The 25,120-nt window shown below is 71.6% G+C and carries 22 protein-coding genes and 2 tRNA genes; 10 read left to right on the forward strand and 14 right to left on the reverse strand.

Going from position 1 to position 25,120, the window contains the following annotated elements:
• Positions 1–14: 14 nt before the first annotated feature.
• Together ABIC52_RS04500 and ABIC52_RS04505 are read right to left on the reverse strand one after the other, a co-directional pair.
• On the reverse strand, positions 15–170 hold the full coding sequence (locus ABIC52_RS04500; protein ID WP_153257446.1) for a hypothetical protein: 156 nt from the start codon (positions 168–170) through the stop codon (positions 15–17).
• A gap of 100 nt (positions 171–270) precedes the next feature.
• Entirely contained in the window at positions 271–594 is a 324-nt protein-coding gene (locus ABIC52_RS04505; RefSeq protein ID WP_126892100.1) for a hypothetical protein, read from the reverse strand.
• Positions 595–835: 241 nt separating this feature from the next.
• Here ABIC52_RS04505 and ABIC52_RS04510 point away from each other — a divergent pair, with 241 nt between their 5' ends.
• Both ABIC52_RS04510 and ABIC52_RS04515 read left to right on the forward strand, forming a co-directional pair.
• Positions 836–2,002: a hypothetical protein gene (locus ABIC52_RS04510; RefSeq protein WP_354026722.1), complete on the forward strand. Its 1,167-nt coding sequence runs from the start codon at positions 836–838 to the stop codon at positions 2,000–2,002.
• The gene (locus tag ABIC52_RS04515; RefSeq protein WP_354026723.1) at positions 1,999–3,741 is read left to right on the forward strand and encodes a glycosyltransferase; all 1,743 of its coding nucleotides are present in this window, start codon (positions 1,999–2,001) and stop codon (positions 3,739–3,741) included. The genes ABIC52_RS04510 and ABIC52_RS04515 overlap by 4 nt, the downstream gene beginning before the upstream one ends.
• 75 nt (positions 3,742–3,816) lie before the next feature.
• Here the strand turns inward: ABIC52_RS04515 and ABIC52_RS04520 are convergent.
• Positions 3,817–3,890: transfer RNA gene (locus ABIC52_RS04520), tRNA-Gly, on the reverse strand.
• Positions 3,891–3,945: 55 nt separating this feature from the next.
• Here ABIC52_RS04520 and ABIC52_RS04525 point away from each other — a divergent pair.
• The 5 genes from ABIC52_RS04525 (at position 3,946) to ABIC52_RS04545 (ending at position 7,259) form a co-directional block, all read left to right on the forward strand.
• Complete coding sequence (locus tag ABIC52_RS04525) at positions 3,946–4,269, forward strand: hypothetical protein (RefSeq protein WP_209677911.1); 324 nt, start codon at positions 3,946–3,948, stop codon at positions 4,267–4,269.
• 53 nt (positions 4,270–4,322) lie between these two features.
• Positions 4,323–4,399, forward strand: a tRNA-Pro gene (locus ABIC52_RS04530).
• A 36-nt stretch (positions 4,400–4,435) separates the two neighbouring features.
• Positions 4,436–5,779 (forward strand): trigger factor, encoded by a 1,344-nt coding sequence (gene tig, locus ABIC52_RS04535; protein WP_126892097.1) that lies wholly within the window; start codon positions 4,436–4,438, stop codon positions 5,777–5,779.
• 167 nt (positions 5,780–5,946) lie between these two features.
• Entirely contained in the window at positions 5,947–6,573 is a 627-nt protein-coding gene (locus ABIC52_RS04540) for an ATP-dependent Clp protease proteolytic subunit (RefSeq protein ID WP_058742932.1), read from the forward strand.
• A gap of 26 nt (positions 6,574–6,599) precedes the next feature.
• The gene (locus tag ABIC52_RS04545; protein ID WP_058728413.1) at positions 6,600–7,259 is read left to right on the forward strand and encodes an ATP-dependent Clp protease proteolytic subunit; all 660 of its coding nucleotides are present in this window, start codon (positions 6,600–6,602) and stop codon (positions 7,257–7,259) included.
• Positions 7,260–7,386: 127 nt separating this feature from the next.
• On the opposite strand, the gene ABIC52_RS04550 is transcribed toward ABIC52_RS04545, so the two are convergent.
• Positions 7,387–8,010 carry a copper resistance CopC family protein gene (locus tag ABIC52_RS04550; protein ID WP_354026724.1) on the reverse strand — a complete coding sequence of 208 codons (624 nt, stop codon included), beginning with the start codon at positions 8,008–8,010 and terminating at the stop codon, positions 7,387–7,389.
• 65 nt (positions 8,011–8,075) lie between these two features.
• The gene (locus ABIC52_RS04555) at positions 8,076–8,801 is read right to left on the reverse strand and encodes a YcnI family copper-binding membrane protein (RefSeq protein WP_209823307.1); all 726 of its coding nucleotides are present in this window, start codon (positions 8,799–8,801) and stop codon (positions 8,076–8,078) included.
• A 196-nt stretch (positions 8,802–8,997) separates the two neighbouring features.
• Between ABIC52_RS04555 and clpX the strand changes: the two genes are divergently transcribed.
• A complete protein-coding gene (clpX, locus tag ABIC52_RS04560) occupies positions 8,998–10,278 on the forward strand; it encodes an ATP-dependent Clp protease ATP-binding subunit ClpX (protein WP_354026725.1) in 1,281 nt (426 codons plus the stop codon).
• Between the two features lie 74 nt (positions 10,279–10,352).
• On the opposite strand, the gene ABIC52_RS04565 is transcribed toward clpX, so the two are convergent.
• The 4 genes from ABIC52_RS04565 to valS form a co-directional block, all read right to left on the reverse strand.
• Positions 10,353–12,380 (reverse strand): M3 family metallopeptidase, encoded by a 2,028-nt coding sequence (locus ABIC52_RS04565; protein ID WP_354026726.1) that lies wholly within the window; start codon positions 12,378–12,380, stop codon positions 10,353–10,355.
• A gap of 86 nt (positions 12,381–12,466) precedes the next feature.
• Complete coding sequence (locus ABIC52_RS04570) at positions 12,467–13,075, reverse strand: TetR/AcrR family transcriptional regulator (protein ID WP_354026727.1); 609 nt, start codon at positions 13,073–13,075, stop codon at positions 12,467–12,469.
• A gap of 135 nt (positions 13,076–13,210) precedes the next feature.
• Positions 13,211–13,462: a hypothetical protein gene (locus tag ABIC52_RS04575; RefSeq protein WP_126892563.1), complete on the reverse strand. Its 252-nt coding sequence runs from the start codon at positions 13,460–13,462 to the stop codon at positions 13,211–13,213.
• Between the two features lie 65 nt (positions 13,463–13,527).
• The gene (valS, locus tag ABIC52_RS04580; RefSeq protein WP_354026728.1) at positions 13,528–16,119 is read right to left on the reverse strand and encodes a valine--tRNA ligase; all 2,592 of its coding nucleotides are present in this window, start codon (positions 16,117–16,119) and stop codon (positions 13,528–13,530) included.
• A gap of 225 nt (positions 16,120–16,344) precedes the next feature.
• On the opposite strand from valS, the gene proP reads away from it, so the two are divergent.
• Positions 16,345–17,919 (forward strand): glycine betaine/L-proline transporter ProP, encoded by a 1,575-nt coding sequence (proP, locus tag ABIC52_RS04585; RefSeq protein WP_238638258.1) that lies wholly within the window; start codon positions 16,345–16,347, stop codon positions 17,917–17,919.
• A gap of 109 nt (positions 17,920–18,028) precedes the next feature.
• On the opposite strand, the gene ABIC52_RS04590 is transcribed toward proP, so the two are convergent.
• From ABIC52_RS04590 to ABIC52_RS04605, 4 genes are read right to left on the reverse strand one after another with little or no spacing between them, the layout of a single operon-like run.
• Positions 18,029–19,699 (reverse strand): ATP-binding cassette domain-containing protein, encoded by a 1,671-nt coding sequence (locus ABIC52_RS04590; RefSeq protein ID WP_354026729.1) that lies wholly within the window; start codon positions 19,697–19,699, stop codon positions 18,029–18,031.
• Positions 19,700–19,757: 58 nt separating this feature from the next.
• Positions 19,758–20,627 (reverse strand): ABC transporter permease, encoded by an 870-nt coding sequence (locus ABIC52_RS04595; protein ID WP_354026730.1) that lies wholly within the window; start codon positions 20,625–20,627, stop codon positions 19,758–19,760.
• A 5-nt stretch (positions 20,628–20,632) separates the two neighbouring features.
• Positions 20,633–21,709 (reverse strand): ABC transporter permease, encoded by a 1,077-nt coding sequence (locus ABIC52_RS04600; RefSeq protein ID WP_354026731.1) that lies wholly within the window; start codon positions 21,707–21,709, stop codon positions 20,633–20,635.
• Positions 21,694–23,346, reverse strand: a complete 1,653-nt coding sequence (locus ABIC52_RS04605; protein WP_354026732.1) for an ABC transporter substrate-binding protein — start codon at positions 23,344–23,346, stop codon at positions 21,694–21,696. Before ABIC52_RS04605 ends, ABIC52_RS04600 begins: the two co-directional genes overlap by 16 nt.
• A 31-nt stretch (positions 23,347–23,377) precedes the next feature.
• On the opposite strand from ABIC52_RS04605, the gene ABIC52_RS04610 reads away from it, so the two are divergent.
• Positions 23,378–23,977, forward strand: coding sequence for a TetR family transcriptional regulator (locus ABIC52_RS04610; RefSeq protein WP_354026733.1), 600 nt, complete (start codon positions 23,378–23,380; stop codon positions 23,975–23,977).
• A 13-nt stretch (positions 23,978–23,990) separates the two neighbouring features.
• Here ABIC52_RS04610 and ABIC52_RS04615 read toward each other — a convergent pair whose 3' ends face one another.
• Positions 23,991–25,025 carry a cation diffusion facilitator family transporter gene (locus tag ABIC52_RS04615; RefSeq protein WP_209823315.1) on the reverse strand — a complete coding sequence of 345 codons (1,035 nt, stop codon included), beginning with the start codon at positions 25,023–25,025 and terminating at the stop codon, positions 23,991–23,993.
• Positions 25,026–25,120: the final 95 nt, after the last annotated feature.

Below are 25,120 nucleotides of genomic sequence, written 5' to 3' on the forward strand. Positions count from 1 at the left end.
TCCCGGCCGACCGCCTACTCGGCGCGCAGGAAGTCCGCGTACGTGGGTTCCGACTGCACACCCGACAGCAGGGCCGGATCGTTGATCCGGCGTTCGACGTAGGCCGCGATGACCTCCGGCGGGGTGAGCACGTGGGCGACCCAGGACGGCACCTCGTTCTTCTTCATCATCGTGCCTCCTTCCGTCGGGTCGTCGCCGTCGAACTTCTCGATGATCGTGTAGTTCGGCGAAGCAGTACGGGCAGAACGATCCTCGTGATGCGGGTGGAAGTCAATGCGGTGCGTTCCCCGGATGCCGTGCCGCCAGGTCGGCTCGGAGCGTGCGGTGCTTCACGGCGGACCGCCAGACCCAGGCGTCGGCCTGCTGGCCGAACTGTGCCCACTCGACGAGCACGGCGTCGCGGGTCCAGCTCCTCGCGAAGCCCTTCACGCGGATGTGGAAGGTCGGGAACTGGATCCACGCCCACACGGGGGCGGGGGTGACGGCGTGGCAGACGTCCGGTCCGCGCGCTTCCTCCGACAGGGAGTAGGCACGCGGGCGCTCGACCTCCGGGTGCTCCGGGGGCTGCCACCGGTTCTCGCGACGCCGTCCCACACGGGTATTCGAACGTGTGTTCGAACCGGCGTCAAGTCGGACGTGCGGTCAGCGCGGGGTGCAGCCCTCGGGTGGGCGTGTCGACGTCGCGCGTGCAGTGGGCGCCAGAGCGCGTCCGGCGCCTCGTGTCGTCCGTGAGGGGGACAAGTCTGTACCCCGTTCGTGGGCTGTCGCGCTCCGTGGACACGGGGTGGAATGGACGGTGCAGGACACCCCTGCGTGCTTCACCCGGAGGAGCCGCATGACCGTCACGCTCTCCCGCCCGCACCCGGCGCCGACCGGTGCGGTGCCGGCACCCGCACCGCTGCGGCCCCTGCCGTCCCTCGCCGTCCGGTGGCTGCTCCGCGCCGCCTTCGCGCTGCCCTACGTGGTCCTCGCGCTGGTGGCGTCGCACATCACGACGACGCCGTCCCTCGGGCTGACCGGCAACCAGGTCACCTTCGACCGGGCGACGGCCGCGCTCGACGGTGGCGTGGTCCAGGCCATCGGGCAGCTCTGGCCGCTGCTCTCCGGGGTGCTCCTGCGCTTCATGCCCTTCGGTGTGCAGGGTGCCGCGGTGCTCGGCGGGGTCGTCGCCGGTGTGCTGCTCCAGCTCCTCGCGCAGGACATGCTGCGCCGCGGCCTGCGCATGCGCGAGGTCGTCGCGTTCACGGTCGCGCTCGGCGCCAACCCGCTGTACGCCTTCCTCGCGCTCGACGACCTGCAGGCGTTCCTCGGCATCGCCCTCTTCGCCCTGGCCGTCGTCGACATGGTGCGGTTCTTCGCGTGGGGGGACACGCAGGCGGGCTTCCGTGCCGGCCTCGCGCTGATGCTGTCCACGCTGGTGGACCCGATGGGCTTCGTCTACGTCGGGATCGCGGCGCTCGCGGCACCGCTGCTCGACCTGGCACGGCACGACCAACGGGGCATCCGGCGGGCCAACGTGCTCGTCCTGGTGTTCCCGAGCCTCGCCGTCGCACTCTCGACGGCCGTCCTGGACCTGATGGTGCTCCACGACCCGTTCGCGGCACTGCGCGGGACGATCAGTGTGTCCGAGGAACGACTCGACGGTCTGCGCCACCTGTTCGCCACGGCGGACGGCCTGCTCCTCGTGGCGATGCTCGTCGCCGGCGCCACCCTGGCCCTGCTCGTCCGCCGACCCGGCGCGATCGGGCTCGTCGCGGCGCTCTTCGTCGGGACCGTGGGCGGGTACGCGATCGGGCTCGTGCCGGTCGCGACCGCCGGGAACGTCTTCGTCACGATGCTCAGCGTCGCGATCGCGATCCTGCCGCCGGTCGAGGGCCGGGTCACCAGCACCCTCGTCGTCGTCCTCGCCGTCCTCCAGGTCCCGCTCGCGTGGGCCGCTGCCTCCGAACGCCAGGTCGTCGTCGAGTGGATGCACGCCGTCGTCGCGGTGGTGACCCGGTGACCGCCGTCGCTCCGCGGCCGCCCCTGGACGCCGACGGGGCCGAGCGGTCCGTCCTGGACGCCGACCGGGCCGTCGTGGTCGGTCCGACCGGACGGCACCGCGGCGAGGAGGTCGACTGGCGACCGCTGCACCGGTGCTCCGTGCAGCGGCACGTCGAGGAGGGCTGGGTCGCGTCCGCGCGCATCCGCGAGGGCGTCCTCGTCCTGACCAGCGGCCGGTCCGACCCGGACGTCCTCCGCGCGGCGCTCACCGAGGAGTTCGGCGAGCCCGTCGTCCTCCGCAGCGCGTCCGAGGCGGACGTCCGGCAGCGCATCGCGTACGAGCTCGAGGAGGAGGTCGCCGACCTCGCCGCGCACGGCCTCGCACGGACGAACCCGGCGCTGTCCGCACGGACCGTCCTCTCACGTGGACAACGGGTCGGCGGTGCGGTCGCCCTGCTCCTGTTCGCGGTGTGCCTCGTCCTCGCACCGGGCAGCACGGTCGCGATCGCGACGGCGGTGCTCTCGCTCGGCTTCCTGGCGGGCATCCTCTTCAAGTTCTGGGTCTCGATGGTCGGCGCCCGCTTCGACCTGGTCGAGCAGGTGTCGGTCGAGGACGTCGCGGCCCTCGACGACGACGCCCTGCCGACGTACACCGTGCTCGTGCCCGTCTTCCGCGAGGCGAACATCGTGCACGACCTCGTCCGGAACCTCGAGGTGCTCGACTGGCCGAAGGACCGGCTCGAGGTCCTCGTGCTCGTCGAGGCCGAGGACCACGAGACCCGCGAGGCCGTCATCGACGCGGCACCGCCGGAGTGGATGCGCATCGTCATCGTGCCGCCGGGATCGCCGCAGACGAAGCCCCGCGCGTGCAACGTCGGCCTCGCCATCGCGCAGGGGGAGTACGTCGTCATCTACGACGCCGAGGACCGTCCCGACCCCGACCAGCTCAAGAAGGTGTTCCTGACCTTCGACCGCGCCGGGGACGACACCGTGTGCGTGCAGGCGGCGCTGAGCTACTTCAACGCCGACGAGAACGCCCTCACGCGCATGTTCACGCTCGAGTACTCGTACTGGTTCGACTACATGCTCGCCGGCCTCGACGCACGACAGCTGCCGATCCCGCTCGGCGGCACGTCGAACCACTTCCGCACCGACCTGCTCCGCGAGCTCGGCGGGTGGGACCCGTACAACGTGACCGAGGACGCCGACCTCGGCATCCGGGCGTCCGCCGTCGGGTACCGCGTCGCCGTCGTCAACTCCACGACGATGGAGGAGGCGAACACCTCGATCCCGAACTTCGTCCGGCAGCGCTCCCGCTGGATCAAGGGCTACATGCAGACCGCCCTCGTGCACGCGCGGCGGCCGCGGGCGCTCGTCCGCGAGATCGGGCCGCGTCGGGCGGCGGCGTTCGCCCTGCTCATCGCGGGGACCCCGCTGACCTTCCTCGGGATGCTGCCCGGCGTCCTCGTGACGATCGCGACGCTGCTGCTGCCGGGAGACTGGACCGCGCCGCTGTTCCCGGCGCCCGTCCTGTGGCTCTGCGTGCTCGACTTCCTGCTCGGCAACGCCACGATGATCTACCTGACGATGATGGGGCCGTACAAGCGCGGGCGGTTCGACTTGATGGGCTGGGCGCTGCTCAACCCGCTCTACTGGATCCTGCACTCGGTCGCCGCGTACAAGGGACTGTGGCAGCTGATCACCCGGCCGCACTACTGGGAGAAGACCGAGCACGGCCTGACGAAGACGACCGCCTGATCCCGACGACGGTGTGGAGGGGATGACGGAAATCGAGCTTCGGCGCCGCGCCAGCTCGAAGCCGTGAAGAGGACGTGGAGGGGATGACGGGAATCGAACCCGCGTGGCCAGTTTGGAAGACTGGGGCTCTACCATTGAGCTACATCCCCGCACTGCGGCACGAGTCCGCAGCGCCACCATCGTAGCGGACGAACGGCCCCCGACATGCCATCGAACGTGCTGCCGCAGCCGGACGGCTCCGACACGCGCCGCATCAAGCGCTCCCGGGTCCTCTCCTTCGTGCTCCTCGCGGTCGCCGCCGTGGTGTTCTCGCTCCGTCCCGAGGTCTTCGGCGACCCGCAGTCCCAGCCCTGGCACGCGCTGCTGCACGTCTGGCGGATCGTCCTCGGGGTCGCGCTCATGGTCGCCGCACTCGGGGTGCAGGTCGTCGTCGGGGTGCGGTGGCGGCAGGGTCTCCGACGCAGCGCCGGACAGGAACCGTCCACACACGGCACGCCGCCCGGGAACCAGGCAGCGGGGGACCGCTAGACTCGTCGCGGTCGTGCGTGCCCTCGGGCGTGCGCGGACACCTGGCCCAGTCACGGGGCGTAGCTCAGCTTGGTAGAGCGCCCGCTTTGGGAGCGGGAGGTCGCAGGTTCGAATCCTGTCGCCCCGACCAGGTCCACTCGAACGTCAACCAACAGGAGTACATCCCTTGGCCACCAGCACCGTCGACAAGGTGAGCGACACCCGCGTCAAGCTCACCGTGAACGTGACGCCGGACGATCTCAAGCCGAGCATCGACCACGCCTACAAGCACATCGCCGAGCAGATCAACATCCCCGGCTTCCGCAAGGGCAAGGTCCCGCCGGCGATCGTCGACCAGCGCGTCGGCCGCGGCGAGGTCCTGAACCACGCCGTCGGTGACGCCATCGACACCTTCTACCGCCAGGCGGTGGAGGAGCAGGAGCTCCGCATCCTCGGTCGTGCCGAGGCCGACGTCGCCGAGCTCCCGAACGTGAAGGACTTCTCGGGCGACCTCGTCCTCACCTTCGAGGTGGACGTCCGTCCGGAGTTCGACCTGCCGAAGTACGACGAGTACGAGCTCACGGTCGACGCCGTCGAGGTCTCCGACGACGAGGTCGAGGAGGAGCTGCAGAACCTGCGCACCCGCTTCGGCACGCTCGTGACGGTCGACCGTCCGGCCAAGACCGGCGACTTCGCCCAGATCGACCTCACCGCGACCATCGGTGACGACGAGGTCGACTCGGCCACCGGCGTCTCCTACGAGATCGGCTCGGGCGACCTGCTCGAGGGCATCGACGAGGCGCTCGAGTCGCTCACCGCCGGTGAGTCGACCACGTTCGAGTCCACGCTGGTCGGTGGCGACCGCGAGGGCGAGACCGCGCAGATCGCCGTGACCGTCACCGCCGTCAAGGAGCGCGAGCTCCCCGAGGCCGACGACGAGTTCGCGCAGATCGCCAGCCAGTTCGACACCATCGACGAGCTCAAGGGCGACCTCAAGGAGCAGATCGCGAAGTCCAAGACCTTCGGTCAGGGCGCCGCGGCTCGCGACAAGCTCGTCGAGAAGCTCATCGAGGACGTGGACATCCCGATCTCGGAGCAGCTCATCGAGGACGAGGTGCACCGTCACCTCGAGCAGGAGAACCGCCTCGAGGACGACGAGCACCGCAAGGAGGTCTCCGAGTCCAGCGAGAAGGCCTTCCGCTCGCAGCTGCTCCTCGACGCCATCGCCGAGAAGGAGGAGATCCAGGTCTCCCAGGAGGAACTCACGCAGTACCTCATCCAGGCTGCGGCGCAGTACGGCATGGAGCCGGCCGAGTTCATCAAGGTCATCGACCAGAACGGCCAGATCCCCGGCATGGTCGGCGAGGTCGCTCGCTCCAAGGCCGTCGCGACCGTCCTGTCGAAGGTGACCGTCAAGGACACCAACGGCGACGTCGTCGACCTCTCCGCCTTCACCGCCGGTGTGGCGCAGGACTCGGCTGACGACGAGTCGGCCGACGCCGACGAGGCCACGGAGGCCGACGCGAAGTAACGCGACGCGCTGACGGACGGGAGGCACGGTGCCAGCTGGCATCGTGCCTCCCGTTCGTCGTCTGCGCACTTCCCGCGCCCGCGCACCGCCCACAGCGAACAGGCGCGAACAGCCGCGTTGCACCCGATAAGTTCGACATCAAGCGACAACTGAACGGGAGCTTTTCCATGGCCGAAGCGACACTGAACCCCAGTGTTTTTGACCGCCTTCTGAGAGACCGGATCGTGTGGCTCGGCTCTGAGGTCCGCGACGAGAACTCGAACGAGATCGCAGCGAAGCTGCTGATGCTCGCCGCCGAGGACCCTGAGAAGGACATCTACCTCTACATCAACTCGCCCGGTGGCTCGATCACCGCGGGCATGGCGATCTACGACACGATGCAGTTCGTGCCGAACGACATCGTCACCGTGGGCATCGGCCTCGCCGCCTCGATGGGGCAGTTCCTGCTCTCGTCGGGCACGCCGGGCAAGCGCTACATCACCCCGAACGCCCGCGTGCTCCTGCACCAGCCGTCCGGTGGCTTCGGCGGCACCGCTGCCGACATCCAGACGCAGGCCAAGGTCATCCTCGACATGAAGCAGCGGATGGCGGAGCTCACGGCCGAGCAGACCGGCAAGTCGATCGAGCAGATCCTCAAGGACAACGACCGCGACAACTGGTTCACGGCGCAGGAGGCCCTGGAGTACGGCTTCGTCGACCACCTCCGCGCGTCCTCGAACGAGGTCGTCGGCGGCGGCGGCACCGTGGGCGACGGCGAGACGCCGACCGCGGCCGCCGAGCCCGAGTCCCACTGACCACCACCGAAGAGAAGGAAACGAGAATGCACCTCCCCATGCTCGGTGGCGCGCAGAACGTCCCGGCTCCGTCCGATCGCTACATCCTCCCCAGCTTCGAGGAGCGCACGGCCTACGGCTTCAAGCGCCAGGACCCGTACGCGAAGCTCTTCGAGGACCGCATCGTGTTCCTCGGCGTGCAGGTCGACGACGCGTCGGCCGACGACGTCATGGCCCAGCTGCTCGTGCTCGAGTCTATGGACCCGGACCGCGACATCGTGATGTACATCAACTCGCCCGGTGGCTCGTTCACCGCGATGACGGCGATCTACGACACGATGCAGTACATCCGCCCGCAGATCCAGACGGTCTGCCTCGGCCAGGCCGCCTCGGCCGCGTCGGTGCTCCTCGCTGCCGGTACGCCCGGCAAGCGTCTGGCGCTGCCGAACGCCCGCGTGCTCATCCACCAGCCCGCGACCCAGCAGGGTGGCGGTCAGGCCTCCGACATCGAGATCCAGGCGGCGGAGATCCTCCGCATGCGCACCTGGCTCGAGGAGACGCTGTCGAAGCACTCGAACCGCACGCCGGAGCAGGTCAACAACGACATCGAGCGCGACAAGATCATGTCCGCCGAGGAAGCCCTCGAGTACGGCCTGATCGACCAGGTCCTCACGAGCCGCAAGAACCTGCCGGCGCTCGTCAAGTAGCGCTGGACACACGAGGGCCCCGCACCGAACGGTGCGGGGCCCTCGTCGTGCCGGGTGCAGCAGGTGCTGCCGTCGTCGTGGTCGTGCTCCCGGCCTGGAGGCGCGGTGCCGGTCCGGTGGGAGGGTGTCAGTCCTCGTCGTGGTCGTCGGCCGCCGGTGCGGCGGGACGGCGACGGAGCAGCAGCAGGACCGCGACGACGACGCCGGCGAGGACGATCCCGCCGGCGCCGATGAACAGGGCGTCGGTCGCGCTCGAGTCGCCGGTGTCACCGGATGCGGCGTCGGGTGCGCTGGACGCTGCGGCCCCCGAGCCGCCCCCGCTGCCGTCGGCGCAGGTCGCCGGCGCCGCGGTGCCGCGGTCGGGGGAGAAGCCGGCCGGCGCCTTCCAGGTGAAGTCGTACCGGTCGGAGACGGTGTGGCCGTCGGCGGACACGATCTGCCACTCGACCTCGTACTCGCCGGAGTCGCCGAGGGCGGCCTTCGTGGTCATCGAGGGGCCGTCGACGGAGACGCAGCCGTCCTCGTGGTACCGGCCGTCGGGGCCGATGACCCGGAAGGCGAAGCCCGAGTCCGACCCGCCGATCGCGAGCAGCCGGTCGTTCGTGGTGATGTCGAAGCGGTCCGGGAGCTCGGTGAGCGTCCCACCGACCGCCGGGGTCGAGGACACCAGGTAGTTGTGCGCGCTGGCGGGGGCGGCGAGCCCGAGGACCGCACCGCCCGCGACGGCGAGGGTCGCGGCGGTCGCGGCCACGGGCCTCCAGGCCGCGCGTCGGGGCGTGCCGGACCGGCGGCCGTCCGTCGGACGCGCGCGACGGGTCACTTGGCGGCGTCCCGACGGCGGGTGGCGGCGACGGCGACGACCAGGCCCACGGCACCGACGAGCAGACCGCCGAGGCCGAGGAAGCGGCCGACCAGGTCGGGCTGCGCGGACGTCGTGGCGCTGGCGTCGCTCGCGGTCGCCGTCGTGGCGTCGTCGTCGTCACCGCTCGCCGTGCTGGCGGCGGTCAGGACGATCGAGGGAGCGGGGTGCTCGGGCTCGGCCTTCCCGCTCTCCTGCGCCTGGTCCCAGTCCACGGAGCCCTGCTCGCACGTCTGCACGACGGGGAAGGACACACGGTCGCCGGGCTTGCCGTCGGGCAGCGCGAAGGACAGCGCGAAGGTGTCGCGCTCGTCGGCGGGCAGCGGCGTCTTCGCGGTGTAGGTGACGCTCGTGACGCGCTCGGCGCCGGCCTCGGACTCCTCGTCGCTCGCGGTGCTGCTCGACGGCGCGGTGTAGGGCTCGGTGGCCTTGGTGATCGTCCAGTTCGGGTTGACCGTCGGGGTGACCTCGATGACCGACTCGGGCACCTGGAAGACGAGCTTCGTGGTGGGGGAGCCGTCGCAGCCGTGCGGCACCGAGAACGTCGCGGTCGTGTACGAGTTCGCCGCGGTCGAGGTCGCGTCGGCCTCGACGTGCGCGCTCGCGGCGGCCGCGGTGCCGAGGACGATCGCGGCGGTGACGCCGAGGGTTCCGGTGCCGAGGAGGGCGAGGCGCTTCGTCATGGGGTCCTTCCGGTTTTCTACAACTTGTAGAGGAACGGGTCCACGCTACCAGGTGTGCACGCCCTGGGCGAACGGGCGGGGACAGGCCGGACGGCGTCGCCGTCGCTGTCACCGGATGCGGTTAGAGTCGATCACATCGCGCGGGTCACCAGCCTGCATCGGTCAACCGCACCGGTCATCCAAGGAGGGCACCGACATGGCACGCATCGGGGAGAGCGCTGACCTGCTGAAGTGCTCCTTCTGTGGCAAGAGCCAGAAGCAGGTCCAGCAGCTCATCGCGGGGCCGGGGGTGTACATCTGCGACGAGTGCGTCGAGCTGTGCAACGAGATCATCGAGGAGCGCCTCGCCGAAGCGGGTGAGGACACCACGAGCGGTGACTTCGAGCTGCCGAAGCCCCGCGAGATCTTCGACTTCCTGCAGGAGTACGTGATCGGGCAGGACCCGGCGAAGCGTGCGCTGGCCGTGGCTGTCTACAACCACTACAAGCGCATCCGGGCGCAGGGACAGATCACCGCTGCCGAGGACCGCGACGACGTCGAGATCGCCAAGTCGAACATCCTGCTCATCGGCCCGACCGGCTGCGGCAAGACCTACCTGGCGCAGACCCTGGCGAAGCGGCTCAACGTGCCGTTCGCCGTGGCCGACGCGACCGCGCTGACCGAGGCCGGCTACGTGGGCGAGGACGTCGAGAACATCCTGCTCAAGCTCATCCAGGCCGCCGACTACGACGTCAAGCGCGCCGAGACCGGCATCATCTACATCGACGAGGTCGACAAGATCGCACGCAAGGCGGAGAACCCGTCGATCACGCGCGACGTGTCGGGCGAGGGCGTGCAGCAGGCGCTGCTCAAGATCCTCGAGGGCACGACGGCCTCGGTCCCGCCGCAGGGCGGCCGGAAGCACCCGCACCAGGAGTTCATCCAGATCGACACGACGAACGTGCTGTTCATCGTGGCGGGGGCGTTCGCCGGGCTCGAGGACATCGTGTCGTCGCGCGTCGGCAAGCGCGGGATCGGCTTCGGCGCTCCGCTGCACAGCCCGCTCGACCAGCAGGACCTGTTCGCCGACGTCCTGCCCGAGGACCTGCACAAGTTCGGGCTCATCCCCGAGTTCATCGGGCGTCTGCCCGTCGTCACGACGGTGTCGCAGCTCGACCAGGCGGCGCTCATGCAGATCCTGACCGAGCCGAAGAACGCGCTCGTGAAGCAGTACCAGCGGATGTTCGCGATCGACGGGGTCGAGCTCGAGTTCGACGGCGGTGCGCTCGAGGCGATCGCCGACCTCGCCGTGCTGCGGCAGACGGGTGCCCGCGGGCTCCGGGCGATCCTCGAAGAGGTCCTCGGCCCGGTGATGTTCGACGTGCCCTCGGACGACGACGTCGCCCGTGTGGTGATCACCCGTGAGTCCGTGCTCGAGAACGCCGCGCCGACGATCGTGCCGCGCCCCCGTGCGAAGCGCGTGGAGAAGTCCGCGTAGCGTCCGACGCCCGCAGGCCGACGGCCCGGTCCCCGCGTGGGGCCGGGCCGTCGTCGCGTGCGGCGCCCGCCGCGCTACTCGAGCCCGCGGCGCCGCAGCAGCGGCCCGACCTCGGCGTCGCGGCCGCGGAACGCGCGGTAGGCCTCGAGCGGGTCCTGCGCGCCGCCGACCCCGAGCACGAGCGACGCGAACCGCTGCCCGGCCTCGCGCGAGAGTCCGCCGTGCTCCCGGAACCACTCGACCGTGTCCGCGTCGAGCACCTCGGACCAGATGTAGCCGTAGTAGCCGGCGTCGTACCCGCCCGAGAACGTGTGCGCGAAGTACGTCGACGAGTACCGCGGCGGCACGGCGGCCACGTCGATGCCCGCGGAGGCGAGGGCCTGGCGCTCGAACGCCTCCACGTCGGTGACCTCCGCAGCCTCCGCCGCCGACAGCCGGTGCCACGCCTGGTCGAGCAGCGCCGCGGCGAGGTACTCCGTCGTCGAGAAGCCCTCGTTGAAGCCGGCCGAGTCGCTCAGCCCGAGGACGAGCTCCGGCGGCAGCGGCTCCCCGGTCTCGTGGTGCTTGGCGTAGTTCGCGAGCACCGAGGGCCACGTCACCCACATCTCGTTGACCTGCGAGGGGAACTCCACGAAGTCCCGCTCGACGTTCGTGCCCGAGAACCGCGGGTAGGTCGTCCGCGCGATCAGCCCGTGCAGCGCGTGCCCGAACTCGTGGAACAGCGTCTCGACCTCGTCCTGGATCAGCAGCGTCGGTGACCCGGGTGCGGGCTTCGCCACGTTGAGGTTGTTCACGACGACGGGCAGCGTGCCGAGCAGGTGCGACTGCTCCACGACGGGGTTCATCCACGCACCACCACGCTTGCCGTCCCGCGTGTACAGGTCGAGCAGGTAGAGCCCGACCTCCTCGCCGGAGTCACCGCGCACCTCGAAGACCCGGACCTCGTCGTTGTAACCGCGCAGGTCCGGGCGCTCGGTGAACGTCAGCCCGTACAGGGCGCCGGCGGCGTGGAACACCCCGTCGTGCAGCACGCGGTCGGCCTCGAGGTAGGGCCGCAGCGCCGAGCTGTCGGCGGCGAACTGCTCACCGCGGAGGACCTCGGTCGCGAACGCCCAGTCCCACGCCTCGACGCCGAAGCCGACCGTGCGGGAGCGTACGGCGCGCTCGTCCTCGGCGTTTGCCGCGGCCGCCGGCACGAGTGACGAGAGCAGTCCGTCGACGGCCTCCGGCGTGCCCGCGGTCTCGTCGGCGGTGACGACGGCGGCGTGGTTCGGGAAGCCGAGGAGCTCGGCCCGCTCGGCCCGGAGCCGGACGATGCGCAGCAGCACCGCACGGTTGTCGTGGGCGTTCCCGCGACGCCCGCGCGACAGCGAGGCGCGCATGATCCGTTCGCGCAGGCCACGGTCGGTCAGCGAGGCGAGCCACGGGTGGCCGGTGTAGAGCGGCAGCGTCACGAGCCAGCCGTCGAGCCCGCGGTCCTGCGCAGCGGCCGCCGCAGCGGACTTCGCGCCGTCGTCGAGCCCGGCGAGCTCCTGTTCGTCGGTCACGTGCACGGCGAGGTCGTTCGTGTCCTCGAGCAGGTTGCGCTCGAAGGTCGTGGTGAGCGTCGACAGCTCCTGGTTGATGGCGGTCAGGCGCTCCTTCCCGCCGTCGTCGAGACCGGCCCCCGCGAGCGTCATCTCGGTGTGCACCCGCTCGACGAGCCGGCGGTCCTCGTCGGACAGGTCCGCGCGGTCGGCCAGCGAGGACCGCACCGCGTCGACCCGGGCGTACAGCCGGGAGTCGAGCGTGATCGCGTCGCGGTGCGCGGCGAGGAGCGGCGACACCTCGGCCTCGAGGTCGTGCAGCTCCGGCGTCGATTCTGCTGAGGACAGCGTGAAGAAGACGTGCGAGACCCGGGTCAGCAGCTGCCCGGAGCGTTCGAGCGCCACCAGGGTGTTCTCGAAGGACGGTGCACCGGGATCGGTGGCGATGGCCTCGACCTCGGCGCGCTGCTCCGCGATGCCGGCGTCGAAGGCGGGGCGGAAGTGCTCGAGCCGGACGTCGTCGAACGGCGGCAGGGCGTAGGGGAGGGTGCTCGGCTGGTCGAACGGGGTGTCCATGGCCCCACCCTACGGACCGGGCCGGACGCCGGTCTGGAGGCCCGTGGCGGCGCCGCCCGGCGCCTCCCGACCGACGTCAGTCCGCCTCAGCGCGGCGGGTCGGTCGCCTCGCGCGTCGCCACGTCGATCAGCGTGGCCGCCGCACGCCGCGCGTGCCGCGCCGGCGTCGTGTCCCCGGCGATCGCGGCCGTCGTCTGCGCGCCCTCGGCGAGGAGCGCGAGCTGGGCGGCGAGCTCCTCGGCCGCGTCGAGGTCCGGCACGGCGGCCGCTGCGAGCCCGGCGACGAACCGCTGGAACGAGTCCTTGTGCGCACGGGCGATCTCGGCGACCGCGGGGGAGGTCGCACCCAGCTCCCCGAAGGCGTTGATGAAGCCGCAGCCGCGGAAGGTGTCGTCGCCGAACCACTGCTCCAGGAAGTCGTACACCGCGAGCAGCCGGTCCCGCGGGGTCCGGGCTGCCGCGACCGCCTGCTCGATGCCGCGCTCCCAGAAGTCGTGCCGCCCGCTGAGCACCGCGGCGACGAGCTGTTCCTTGCCGGGGAACACCGAGTAGAGCTTCTTCAACGAGACGCCGGCGGTCGTCCGGATCTCGTCCATGCCGACCGACTGGAACCCACGGGCGTAGAAGAGCGCGTCCGCGGCGTCGACGATGCGCGTCCGGACCTCCGGGTCCACGGTGCTGCTGGTGCTGGCCACGGGCGTCCCCTTCCCTGCGCATTGCGCCCCTGCGATCCGTCCGTCACGCCGTGCGGTGGTGCGCCGGCGCCGGGAACGGACGTTCTCCAGTCTAGGACCGGGTCGGCGGCGACGTCCGGGGCCGCGGGTCCGGCGCTAGTCCTCCTCCGGCGCGTCGTCCGGGTTCGTCACCTGCGCCCGGCCGGCGGGGTCGAGGTGGATCGAGGTGCCGTCGTCGAGCTCGACGATCGGCTTGCCCTCGAGGTACGTCAGCGTCCAGCGCCAGGTCGATGCGTCGACCGACTCTGCCGCCAGCTCCTCCTCGACACCGCGTACGGCGACGACCATCGCCTCGGGGAGTCGCTCGGGTGGCTGCCCACCCACGTTCCAGCGTGTACCCAACTGCATCCGTGCCTCCAGTCCGTGTGCGGGCAGGCCGCGTCGGCGACGCGACCGGCCCGCAGGAACCGACGCTACGCCTGCTGCTCGGCGAGCTCGATCTCGGTCACCGCGAGCTCCTCGCCGTCCGTGAACGACAGGTTCTCGATCCGGCCGACCGCGGCCAGGTCGACCGCCGCACGCTCGATGAGCGCGCGCTGGTCGGCGGGGGCTGCCACGACGGCACGGGTGACCGGCGTCTTCTGGGACGCCTTGGCGGCGGTCTTCGCACCGCGGATCCCGATCAGCGCCTGGCCGACGGCCGACAGCAGCCCGGACGGCTCGGCCTGCGTCGGCAGCTCTGCGACCGTCGGCCACGCGGCCGTGTGCACGCTGGTGTCGTGGGTCCAGGCCCACACCTCCTCGGTCGCGAACGGGAGGAACGGTGCCAGCAGACGGAGCAGCGCGTCGATCGCGGCACGCAGCGCCAGGACGGCGCTCGCCTGCGTCTCGTGCGTCGCGTCCGGCGCCGTGCCGTAGGCACGCTCCTTGACGAGCTCGAGGTAGTCGTCGCAGAAGGTCCAGAAGAACCGCTCGGTGACCTCGAGCGCCCGGGCGTGGTCGAAGCCGTCGAAGGCAGCGGTCGCCTGCTCGATCACGGAGCCGAGCTCAGCCAGCACGTCGACGTCGAGGGGTTCGGTGACCGTCGTCGCGCCGCTCGGCAGTTCGAAGCCGTAGACGAACTTCGCCGCGTTGAGCACCTTGATCGCCAGACGGCGACCCACCTTGATCTGCTTCGGGTTCTGCGGGTCGAAGGCCGCGTCCGTGCCGAGCTTCGACGATGCGGCCCAGTAGCGGACCGCGTCCGCACCGTGCTGCTCGAGGATCGACAGCGGCGTGACGACGTTGCCCTTCGACTTCGACATCTTCTTGCGGTCGGGGTCGACGATGAAGCCCGAGATGCTCGCGTGCTTCCACGGGGCAACGTCGGCCTCGAGCTGGCTGCGGAGGGCTGTCGTGAAGAGCCACGTGCGGATGATGTCCTGCGCCTGCGGGCGGACGTCGTACGGGAACACGAGGTCGTACAGCGCCGGGTCGGTCTCCCACTTGCCCGCGAGCTGCGGGGTCAGCGACGAGGTCGCCCAGGTGTCCATCACGTCGAGTTCGCCCCGGAAGCCGCCGGCGACGCCGCGCTGGTCCTCCGTGTAGCCGGGAGCCGGCTCGGACGCCGGGTCGACGGGCAGCTGGGCCTCGGTCGGGACGATCGGCTGGTCGAAGACCGGGTTGCCGTCGGCGTCGAGCGGGTACCAGACCGGGATCGGCACGCCGAAGAAGCGCTGGCGCGAGATGAGCCAGTCCCCGGAGAGGCCGCCGACCCAGTTGTCGTAGCGGACGCGCATGAAGTCCGGGTGGAAGGCGATCTCCTCGCCGCGCTTCCGGAGGGTCTCCTTGAGCTGCTCGTCGCGCGCGCCGTTCACGATGTACCACTGGCGGGTCGAGACGATCTCGAGCGGCTTGTCGCCCTTCTCGAAGAACTTCACCGGGTGGTTGATCGTCTTCACGTCGCCGACCAGCTCGCCGGACTCGGTGAGGGCGTCCACGAGGACCTTCTTCGCCGAGAACACGGTCTTGCCGGCCATCTCGGCGTAGAGCTCCTTGCCGCGGGTCGACTCGATCCACGCGGGCTCGTCCGAGCGGACGCGGCCGTCGAAGCCGATGATCGCGCGGTTCGGCAGCTGCAGCTCTCGCCACCAGACCACGTCCGTGGTGTCGCCGAAGGTGCAGACCATGGCGATGCCGGCGCCCTTGTCCTGCTGCGCCAGGTGGTGCGCGAGCACCGGGACATCGACGTCGAACAGGGGGGAGCGGACGGTCGTGCCGAACAGGTCCTGGAAGCGCTCGTCGTCCGGGTGCGCGACGAGGGCCACGCACGCGGGCAGGAGCTCGGGGCGGGTGGTCTGGATGACGACGTCCTCGCCGCCGTCGGTGCGGTGGAACGCCAGGCCGTGGTACGCGCCCGGCATCTCCTTGTCCTCGAGCTCGGCCTGGGCCACGGCGGTGCGGAAGGTGACGTCCCAGAGGGTCGGGGCGTCGGCCTGGTAGGCCTCACCGCGCTCGAGGTTGCGGAGGAACGCACGCTGCGCGCTCGCCCGCGAGGTGTCGTCGATCGTGCGGTACGACTGCGTCCAGTCCACCGACAGGCCGAGCGCGCGGAAGAGGTGCTCGAACTGCTGCTCGTCCTGCACCGTCAGGCGCTCGCACAGCTCGATGAAGTTGCGGCGCGAGATCGGCAGCTGGTCGCCGGCCTTGCTCGACTTGCCGTCGCCGCCCTCGAACGGCGGCACGAAGGCCGGGTCGTAGGGGAGCTGCGGGTCGCAGCGGACCCCGTAGTAGTTCTGCACGCGGCGCTCGGTCGGCAGGCCGTTGTCGTCCCAGCCCATCGGGTAGAAGACGTGCTTGCCGCGCATCCGCTCGTACCGGGCCTTGAGGTCGGTGTGCGTGTACGAGAAGACGTGACCGATGTGCAGCGAGCCGGAGGCGGTCGGCGGCGGCGTGTCGATCGAGTACACCGCGTCCTTCGTCGCGCTGTCGCGGTCGAAGCGGTAGGTGCCGTCCTGTTCCCAGACCGGGCCCCAGACCTGCTCGAGTCCGTCGACGGTGGGCTTCTCGGGCATGGGCTTCGACATGGCGGGGCCTTTCGATCGATGTGTGCGGCACCGAGTCCGTGGTGAGGTGCCTGAGTGTCGCGAGTACAGTCCGCGGTGGCCTCATCGTAGCGGTCCGCGTCGTCGGAGCGCTCCATCTGGTAGGCTGTCGGAGTTTGTCCGGCGGACGCGGTGTCTGCGAGGACTGCACAGTCGCTCTCCGCCGGATGCCCGAAGGCAAGACACAGCACTACCGGAGGAACGAACGTGGCACCGAACGAAGCACACCAGCACGGCGACCGGCCGTTGCGCACCAAGGCCCAGGCCAAGCGCGCACGCCGCAAGCTGACCGAGGACGACGTCACCGTCGTCGAGGAGTCGCTGCTCAAGCGTGCCGTCGCCGCCGCGGCCCTCGGCAACGCGATGGAGTGGTTCGACTTCGGCATCTTCGCCTACCTGACGGTCACCATCTCGAAGGTGTTCCTGCCGGCGGGCGACCCCACGTCGAACCTCGTCGCGACCTTCGGGTTCTTCGCGGCCGCGTTCATCGTCCGCCCGATCGGTGGTGCCGTCTTCGGCCCGATCGGCGACAAGATCGGCCGTCAGAAGGTCCTCGCGCTGACGATGATCCTGATGGCGGCCGGCACGCTCATGATCGGCCTGATCCCGTCCTACGACACGATCGGCTTCTGGGCCCCGGTCCTGCTGCTCGTCGCCCGCTTCGTGCAGGGCTTCTCGACCGGTGGTGAGTACGGCGGCGCGGCGACCTTCATCGCCGAGTACTCGCCGGACAAGCGCCGCGGCTTCATGGGCTCGTGGCTCGAGTTCGGCACGCTCGCCGGCTACGTGCTCGGTGCCTCGATCGTCACGATCCTGCAGTACACGATGCCCGAGGACACGCTGCTCAGCTGGGGCTGGCGCATCCCGTTCATGATCGCCGGCCCGCTCGGACTCATCGGGCTCTACCTCCGCCTGAAGCTCGAGGAGACCCCGGCGTTCCAGAAGCAGCAGGAGCAGGCCGCCGAGCGCGAGTCGCAGAAGACGCCGTTCCTCAAGCTGTTCGCCGAGAACTGGCGCTCGCTCCTCATCTGCATCGGTCTGGTCCTCGTGTTCAACGTGACCGACTACATGCTGCTGTCGTACATGCCGACCTACCTCGAGACGAACCTCGGCCAGAACGCCACGTTCGGCCTGATCCTCATCGTCATCGTGATGATCCTCATGATGGTCGTCATCACCTTCGGCGGCCGCCTGTCCGACAAGTTCGGCCGCCGTCCGGTCCTCGCCGCGGGCTGCATCGGCTTCATCGTCCTGTCGTGGCCGGCGCTCAAGCTCGTCCAGTCGGGCACCGGCGCGGGCGTGTTCTTCGGTCTGCTGATCCTCGGTCTCGTGCTGGTCACGTTCACCTCGACCATGCCGTCGACCCTCCCGGCGCTGTTCCCGACGATCATCCGCTACGGCGCCCTGGCGATCGCGTTCAACGTGTCCGTCTCGCTGTTCGGCGGCACGACCCCGCTCGCGACGCAGGCGCTCATCGCCGGAGCGAAGGACGCCGGCCTGTCGTGGGCCGAGGACATCCCCGCGTTCTACCTGATGCTCGCCGCCGTGATCGGCCTCGTCGCGGTGTTCTTCACCAAGGAGACCGCTGCCACCCCGCTCATGGGCTCGGGCCCCACGGTCGCCCACGAGGACGAGGTCGCCGGCGTCATCGAGGACTACAACGACCCGACCTCGGAGCTCGCACAGTCCGACTGGGCGAAGGACTTCTCGACGAGCGAGATCCCGATCATCTCGGGCGACGCCCCGAAGCCGGGCACGGACAAGGAGCACGCGGGCTCGTAGCCGTCCCTTCCGTGAAAGCGACAGTGTCCCGCCGATCTTCGGTGGGGCACTGTCGCTTTCGCGGACCGATCCACCGCGACGTGGCCCCGAGAAGCTCGCGGTGCAGCGCTCAGGCGCCGCGGGCGAGCCCGGCGGAGGCGTCGACCAGGCGCGCGGTCGCCGGGTGCTCCGGCGCGCCGAGCACCTGCTCCGCGGGACCCTGCTCGACGACCCGCCCCTGGTCCACGACGATCACCTCGTCGGCCATCCGGCGGACGGCACGCAGGTCGTGCGACACGAACACCATCGCCACGCCGGTCTCGTCGCGCAGCCGTTCGAGCAGCGTGAGCACCGCGTCCTGCACGGTCGCGTCGAGTGCCGTCACGGGCTCGTCGAGCACGACCACCTCGGGCGAGCTCGCCAGCGCCCGGGCGATCGCCAGCCGCTGCCGTTGCCCGCCGGACAGGGTGCGCGGGGCGCGGGTCCGCAGCACGGGGTCGAGTCCCACCCGACGGAGTGCGGTGTCGACCGCGTCGGCCAGCCCGCCCCGCGCCCGGCGTTCCCGACCGTCGGTCAGGGCGTCGGCGAGCACGCGTTCGACCGTCCACCGCTCGTCGAAGGTCGCAGCGGGGTCCTGCACGACGGCGGCCACCCGGTGCCGTCTGCTCCGTCGGTCCCGTTCGGACAGCGGGACCCACGGCCGACCGTCGAGCGTGACGGTGCCGGCGTCGGGCGTCTCGAGCCCGAGCAGCATCCGCGCCACCGTCGTCTTGCCCGACCCGGAGGCGCCGATCACGCCCGTCACCCGTCCGGGTCGGACCGCGATCGAGACCTCCTGCACGGCGGGTACCCCGTCGTACGACCGCGAGAGCCCGGCCCCGTGCAGCACCGGCGACGGCCCCAGCACCCGCGAGCGCTCCGGCGCCGACAAGCGGTGCGGCGCCGGCTCTGCCTCCGGCGCCGCACCGCGGCCGGCGTGCCGGTCGTCACCGGCCCGGGCCGCACGGACCAGGGCCTGCGTCACGGGGTGCTCGGGCGCGCCGAGCACGTCGGCGACCGGCCCGTGCTCGACCACGGTGCCGTCGTCGACGACCAGCACGCGGTCGGCCCACCCGGCGACGAGCCCGAGGTCGTGCGTGATGACGAGCAGCCCGGCACCGCGCTCCTGCACCGCCCGGAGCTGCTCCATCACGGTGACGGCCACGGCCGCGTCCAGCGCAGTCGTCGGCTCGTCCGCCACCACGAGCGCGGGGGAGGCCACGGTCGCCGCCGCGATGAGTGCGCGCTGTCGCATCCCGCCCGAGAGCACGCCGGACCGCCGGCCGTCGGTCGCCATCGCCGGGTCGAGTCCCACGCCCGCCAGGGCCGCACGGACGGCGTCGACCCGGTCGGCTGCGCGGAGGTCGGTGTGCAGGCGCAGCGCGTCGGCGACCTCGCGGCCGACGGGGCGGAGGGGGTCGAGGGCGCCGAGGGCCTCCTGGCCGACGTAGCCGACGGACCGCCCTCGGAGACGACGCCAGCGCCGCTCGGTGTGGGAGCGCACATCGGTGCCGACGAGCTCCAGCCGATCGGCGGCGACGTCGGCTCCCGGTGCGGAGAGGCCGAGCACCGCCCGGGCGGTCACGGTCTTGCCCGAGCCGGACGCCCCGACGAGGGCGACGCACTCACCGGCGTCGACGTGCAGGTCGACGCCGTGCACCACCGACCTGCCGTCGATCGACACCGAGAGCCCCCGGACGTCGAGCACGCGCGTCCCCACGGGCAGCACGGCACCGACCAGCGCCGGGGCATCCTCGGGCACCCGCTCCCCGCCCGTCACCGCGGGGCCCCCGTCCGACGGACGGCGCGCTCGAGCACCGTCACCGCGCGGCCCCCGTCCGACGCACCGCGCGCCCGAGCACCGTCACCGCGGTCGCCAGCACGACGATCGCGAGGCCCGGGCACGTGCTCATCCACGGCGCGGTCAGCAGGTAGGTGCGGCCGTCCGCGAGCATCGCCCCCCACTCCGGGGCAGGCGGCGGTGTCCCGACGCCGAGGTAGCTGAGCGCCGACGCCCACACCACCGCCTGACCGACCCCGAGCGTGGCGACGGCCACGACGGGCCAGAGCGCCGCGGGCAGCACGTGGCGGAACAGGATCCGGCCGGGGGAGCGGCCCTGCAGCACGGCGGTCTCGACGACCTGCGACGACCGCGCGCTCCGGACCAGGCCGCGGACGATCCGGGCGTACCCGGGCGCCGTCGCGAAGCCCACCGCCAGGGTCGCCGGCACCGGTCCGGGCCCGGTCACCGCGATGACGACGAGCGCGACGAGCAGCAGCGGCAGCGCGAACGCCACCTCGGTGACCCGCCCGACGACCGCGTCGACGAGCCGACCGCCGAGACCGGCGAGCGTGCCGAGCAGGACCCCGCTGAGGCCGCCGACGAGCGTCGCCGCGACGCCGACCAGGAGCGAGGCCCGGGTCCCCGCGACCACGCGAGCGAGGACGTCACGCCCGGACTCGTCGGTCCCGAACGGGTGCGCCGCTCCGGGTGGCGTCAGCGCGTCGGTCGGGTGCACCGCGAGGGGGTCGCCGCCGCCGAGCAGCGACGGCCACACCGCGGCCACGACCGCCACCGCGACGACGACCGCTGCGGCCGTGCCCGCCGGGCCGAGCGTCCCCCCACGGAACCGCTCGGACCGTCGGGTCCGTCCCTCGGACGCACCGGCCTGGAGGCCCGGGTCCAGCACCCCGCTCACCGTGCGTCCGCCCCGTGCTGCGTCCGCACGCGCACGCGCCCTCGCTGCACCGGTCCGGTCCGACGTCGGTCGCGGGTCCGTGGGTCCACCGCCTGCTCGACGAGGTCCGCGACGGCGAGCACGACGACGTACGCGGCGGCGGACACGAGGGCGATCCCGGCCACGAGCGGCATGTCCCGCTGGGTGACCGCGGTGACCAGGGCACGACCGATGCCGGGCAGCGCGAAGACCGACTCGACGACCACGGCGCCGGACACCAGCGAGCCGAAGGCCCAGGCGGACAGGGCGATGCCCGGGAGCGCCGCGTGCCGGAGCAGGTGGCGTCCGAACAGCCCGGCGCGGGACTCGCCGCGACCGCGGGCGGCGAGGGCGAACGCGGAGCGCTGGGCGTCGACCACGCCGTCGCGGACCGTCTCGGCCAGGTACCCGGCGACCGGCACGGCGACGGTGAGCACGGGCAGGACCCAGCCGCGCAGGCTGCCGTCCGACACCGCCGGCACCCACCCGAGTGCGCTGGCGAAGACCACGATGAGCACACTGCCGAGCCAGAAGTGCGGCACGACGCTCGCCGTGACGGTGATCGCCCCGGTGAGTGCTGCGGCGACCCGGCCGCGCTGCGTCGACCACCACGCGGCACCGATCGCCAGCACCCAGGCGACGACGAGTCCGGCGACCGCGAGCGTCAGCGTCACCGGGACCTGCTGCGCGAGGAGCTCGGAGACGGGCGTGCGGAACGCGTACGAGTCGCCGAGGTGCCCGGTCGCCAGGCGCCCGAGGAACACCGCGTACTGCACGAGCACCGGTCGGTCGAGCCCGTACTCGCGGCGGACGCCCTCGACCGCCTCCGCCGAGGCCTGCGACCCGGGGCCGCCGAGGATCGCCAGCGCCGGGTCGCCGGGGATCAGCCGGATCGCGACGAAGACGATCGTGGCGACCGCCCACAGCACCCCGACGCCGCCGGCCAGGCGGCGGAGTCCCCACAGGACCCAGCCCGACCACCCGCGACGGGTGCCGACACGGAGCGGAGGTGGGGCGGGCCTCCCGGCCGGCTCGCCCGTCAGCGCGCGATCCACGCGGTGCCGAACCACGGGGTGGAGACCGAGGTGGTCTCGATGCCGTGGACGGAGGAGCGGTACAGGAAGTGGTTCTGCTGGTCGTAGAGCGGCAGGACGGTGCCGCTGGCCAGGATCCGCTGCTGCGCCTGTCGGTACAGGGCGCCGCGCTCGTCGGCGTCCGACGTGCGGGCCGCACGCTCCAGCAGGTCGTCGACCGTCGGGTCGTCCAGCTGCGCGAGGTTCGCGAAGTAGCCCGACGGTGCGGGCTCGATGCTCGCGCTGTCGTACAGGATGCGGAGGACGTCCGGGCCGACCTTCGTGTACGGCGCGCTGACCACGTCGTACTCGTTCGCGGCGAGTGCGGCGTACCAGCTCGACAGGTCGAGCTCCTCGAGCCGGACGTCGAACCCGACGGCCTTCTCCGAGGCCTGGACCTGCTGGAACAGGCTGCGCTCCGCGGGCACCGACTGGTTCGTCGACACCGGGAACGTCACCGTGAGCCGCTGCCCGTCCTTCTCGCGGACCCCGTCGCTGCCGACCTTCCAGCCGGCATCGTCGAGCAGTCGCTTCGCCGTCGACGGGGAGTACTCGAAGCGCGCGGGGTCGGAGGACGCGTCGGGCTCGACGCTCGACAGCACCGAGTACGAGCGCTTCGCGGTGCCGAGGAACAGGCTCTGCAGCCCCGGGTCGATCTCGGCGCCGGCGATGAAGGCCTTCCGCACGGCCTCGTCGCGGAAGACCCCGTGCCCGGAGTTCAGCTCGAGGCGGTTCGAGGCGCCCGGCCGCGGGGCGTCGAGGTCGCGGATCGCGCCGTTCGACGACGCGCTCTTCAGCTGGTCGGGCTGGGCGTTGTCGATGACGTCGACCTGGCCGGCCTGCAGTGCCGCGTAGCGCGAGGTGGAGTCGGGCAGGAAGCGCCACGTGATGCCGTCGAGGCGGGGCTTCGTCGAGCCGGAGAGCGGCGTGTACGACGTGTTCTTCGCCAGCGTGATGCGATCGCCCCGCTGCCACTTCGTGACGGTGAACGGGCCGGTACCGACGGGGGAGGCGCAGTTCGTCGCCTGCGGGCGCTGCAGGGCCTTCGGTGACTCCATGCCGACCCAGGGCTGCGAGAACGACTCGAGCAGCGCGCTGTCCGGACGGCTGAGCGACAGCGTGACCGTGTGGTCGTCGGTCGCCGTCGCCTTCGTGATCGACTGCAGGGCGAGGTACCCCGTGCTCGACGCCGTCGTCGGGTCCTGCACGTGCTCGATGTTCGCGACGACCGCGGCCGCGTCGAACGGGGTGCCGTCGGAGAACGTCACGTCCGTGCGCAGGTCGAGCGTCAGCGTCGTGCCGTCGTCGCTCGTCGTCCACTTCGTGGCGAGCGCCGGTGTCGGCTGCCCGTTCCGGTCGAGCCCGGTGAGCATCTCGATGTACTGCGTCGACAGCAGGGCCTGCGGGTAGTTGCCGCCGACGTGCGGGTCGAGGCAGGTCGGCTCGGCGTCACCGGAGGCGTAGGTGAGCGTGCCGCCGCTGACCGGCGTGCTGTCGGAGGTGGCCGGGCCGCCGCCGGTGCAGGCGCTCAGGGCCAGCAGGACCGCGGTGGCACCCGCTGCGGCGGACAGGGTCCGGGTCGCTCGGGTCGGGATTTTCTGTACTCGGTCCAAGATCATGGCTGGACGAGTCTAGCGGTTTACTGAGCGCATGGACGAGACGATGCGCCGCGGTGGCCGCCCCCGTCGATCGAGCGCCGAGGTCCTCGCCGACGCGGCCGCCGAGCTGTTCCTCGAGCAGGGCTACGGGCGCACGACCGTCGACCAGATCGCGGCCAGGGCCGGGGTCAGCCGGGCCACGTTCTTCAACTACTTCGGGGCGAAGTCCGACGTGCTCTGGCTCGAGCTCGACGCCGCGGTCGCCGACCTGGCCGCGTTCCTGGCCGCGTCGACGGAGTCCTCGCCCGTCCGCGCCGTCGAGGAGGCCCTGGTCGCGGCCGCTCGGGCGCACGACCCGGAGCGGGTGCCGTGGGCGATCGCCCAGGCCGAGGTGATGGACATCGGCACCGAACTCGTGGCCAGCGTGGCGGCGCGGGTGATGGCGCAGCACGGCGCGGTCTCGGCGTTCGTCGGGTCGCGGACGCGGGAGCACCCGACGTCGCTCTGGCCGCAGACCGTGTCCGGGGCGATGCTCGGGGCGGCGGCCGCGGCGTTCGGGGTGTGGGTGGCCGACGGTGTCGCACGCCGGTCCCTCGTCGAGTACGTCGGCGCGGCGTTGACGCCCGTCGCGGCGGGGCTCGACGCGCGCTGAACGCCCGCCGCCGCTACTCCGTCCGCAGGGTCCCCGCGCCGCCGGCCGCGACGTCCTCCACCGTGCCGTCCCGCACGGTCGCCGGCACCTCGCCGTCGCCTCGGGCCGCGAGCGACGCGTCGCCCGGGATGCTCAGGGTGAGGACGGCCTCCTCGATGTACTGGCTCTCCTCGAGCGACGCCTCGACCCGGCGGAGCCGGACGGCGACGTGGTCCTCGAGCTCGTTGCCGGTCAGGTCGACGGCCGCCACGAGGAACACCCGGGACGGTCCGACGAACTCGAGGTGCAGGTACGTGACCCGCTCCACCTCGTCGCGCCGGAGGAGCTCGGTGAGCACGGCGTCCTCGAGCTCGGGCGAGGTGGCCTCGCCGACCAGGAACCGGCGGTTGCGCTCGATGAGCACGATCGCGACGACGCCGAGCAGGAGCCCGACCGCGATGGAGCCGATCGCGTCGAAGACCGCGAGCCCGGTCAGCTGGTGCAGGAGCACGCCGAGGAACGCGATCACGAGTCCGACCAGCGCCGCGGCGTCCTCGGCGAAGACGGCCCGGAGCGTGGGGTTGGACGACTGCAGCACGTGCCGGAGGACCGGGACGCGGCGCTTCGTCGCGGCTCCGTGCGCCTGGCGGTAGGCCTGCAGGAAGCTCGTGCCCTCGAGCACGAACGCGATGCCGAGCACGGCGTAGTTGAGCACGACGTCCTCGGCGGGGCCGGTCTCGCCGAGTTCGGTGATGCCGTGCCAGATCGACACGACGGCGCCCGCGGTGAAGAGCCCGAACGCGGCGAACATCGACCAGATGTAGGTCTCGCGGCCGTAGCCCAGCGGGTGCTTCCGGTCCCGCTTCTTCGCACCGCGGCGTTCGGCGACGAGCAGGAAGATCTCGTTGCCCGTGTCGGCCCACGAGTGTGCGGCCTCCGCGGTCATCGACGCCGACCCCGAGACCAGGGACGCGATGGTCTTGGCGACGGCGACGAGCAGGTTGGCAGCGAACGCGATGACGACGGTGAGCAGGGACTCGGGACGGTCCTGCTTCTCGGACGAGGGCATCGCTCCAGCATGCTCCGACTCTTGTAGACTCGTCCCATCAGGCGTCGACCCGGCCATCACCGGTGAGCCTCCGGAAGAACGCGGCAGCACCACCG

This window comes from Curtobacterium oceanosedimentum (assembly GCF_040545555.1).
Classification (GTDB): Bacteria; Actinomycetota; Actinomycetes; order Actinomycetales; family Microbacteriaceae; genus Curtobacterium.

What these genes read in the sequence shown, in the direction of transcription:
- ABIC52_RS04500 (WP_153257446.1), bottom strand. Translation starts at nt 170, where the DNA reads ATGATGAAGAAGAACGAGGTGCCGTCCTGGGTCGCCCACGTGCTCACC.
- ABIC52_RS04510 (WP_354026722.1), top strand. Translation starts at nt 836, where the DNA reads ATGACCGTCACGCTCTCCCGCCCGCACCCGGCGCCGACCGGTGCGGTG.
- ABIC52_RS04525 (WP_209677911.1), top strand. Translation starts at nt 3,946, where the DNA reads ATGCCATCGAACGTGCTGCCGCAGCCGGACGGCTCCGACACGCGCCGC.
- ABIC52_RS04540 (WP_058742932.1), top strand. Translation starts at nt 5,947, where the DNA reads ATGGCCGAAGCGACACTGAACCCCAGTGTTTTTGACCGCCTTCTGAGA.
- ABIC52_RS04545 (WP_058728413.1), top strand. Translation starts at nt 6,600, where the DNA reads ATGCACCTCCCCATGCTCGGTGGCGCGCAGAACGTCCCGGCTCCGTCC.
- ABIC52_RS04555 (WP_209823307.1), bottom strand. Translation starts at nt 8,801, where the DNA reads ATGACGAAGCGCCTCGCCCTCCTCGGCACCGGAACCCTCGGCGTCACC.
- clpX (WP_354026725.1), top strand. Translation starts at nt 8,998, where the DNA reads ATGGCACGCATCGGGGAGAGCGCTGACCTGCTGAAGTGCTCCTTCTGT.
- ABIC52_RS04565 (WP_354026726.1), bottom strand. Translation starts at nt 12,380, where the DNA reads ATGGACACCCCGTTCGACCAGCCGAGCACCCTCCCCTACGCCCTGCCG.
- ABIC52_RS04575 (WP_126892563.1), bottom strand. Translation starts at nt 13,462, where the DNA reads ATGCAGTTGGGTACACGCTGGAACGTGGGTGGGCAGCCACCCGAGCGA.
- valS (WP_354026728.1), bottom strand. Translation starts at nt 16,119, where the DNA reads ATGTCGAAGCCCATGCCCGAGAAGCCCACCGTCGACGGACTCGAGCAG.
- ABIC52_RS04605 (WP_354026732.1), bottom strand. Translation starts at nt 23,346, where the DNA reads ATGATCTTGGACCGAGTACAGAAAATCCCGACCCGAGCGACCCGGACC.
- ABIC52_RS04610 (WP_354026733.1), top strand. Translation starts at nt 23,378, where the DNA reads ATGGACGAGACGATGCGCCGCGGTGGCCGCCCCCGTCGATCGAGCGCC.
- ABIC52_RS04615 (WP_209823315.1), bottom strand. Translation starts at nt 25,025, where the DNA reads ATGCCCTCGTCCGAGAAGCAGGACCGTCCCGAGTCCCTGCTCACCGTC.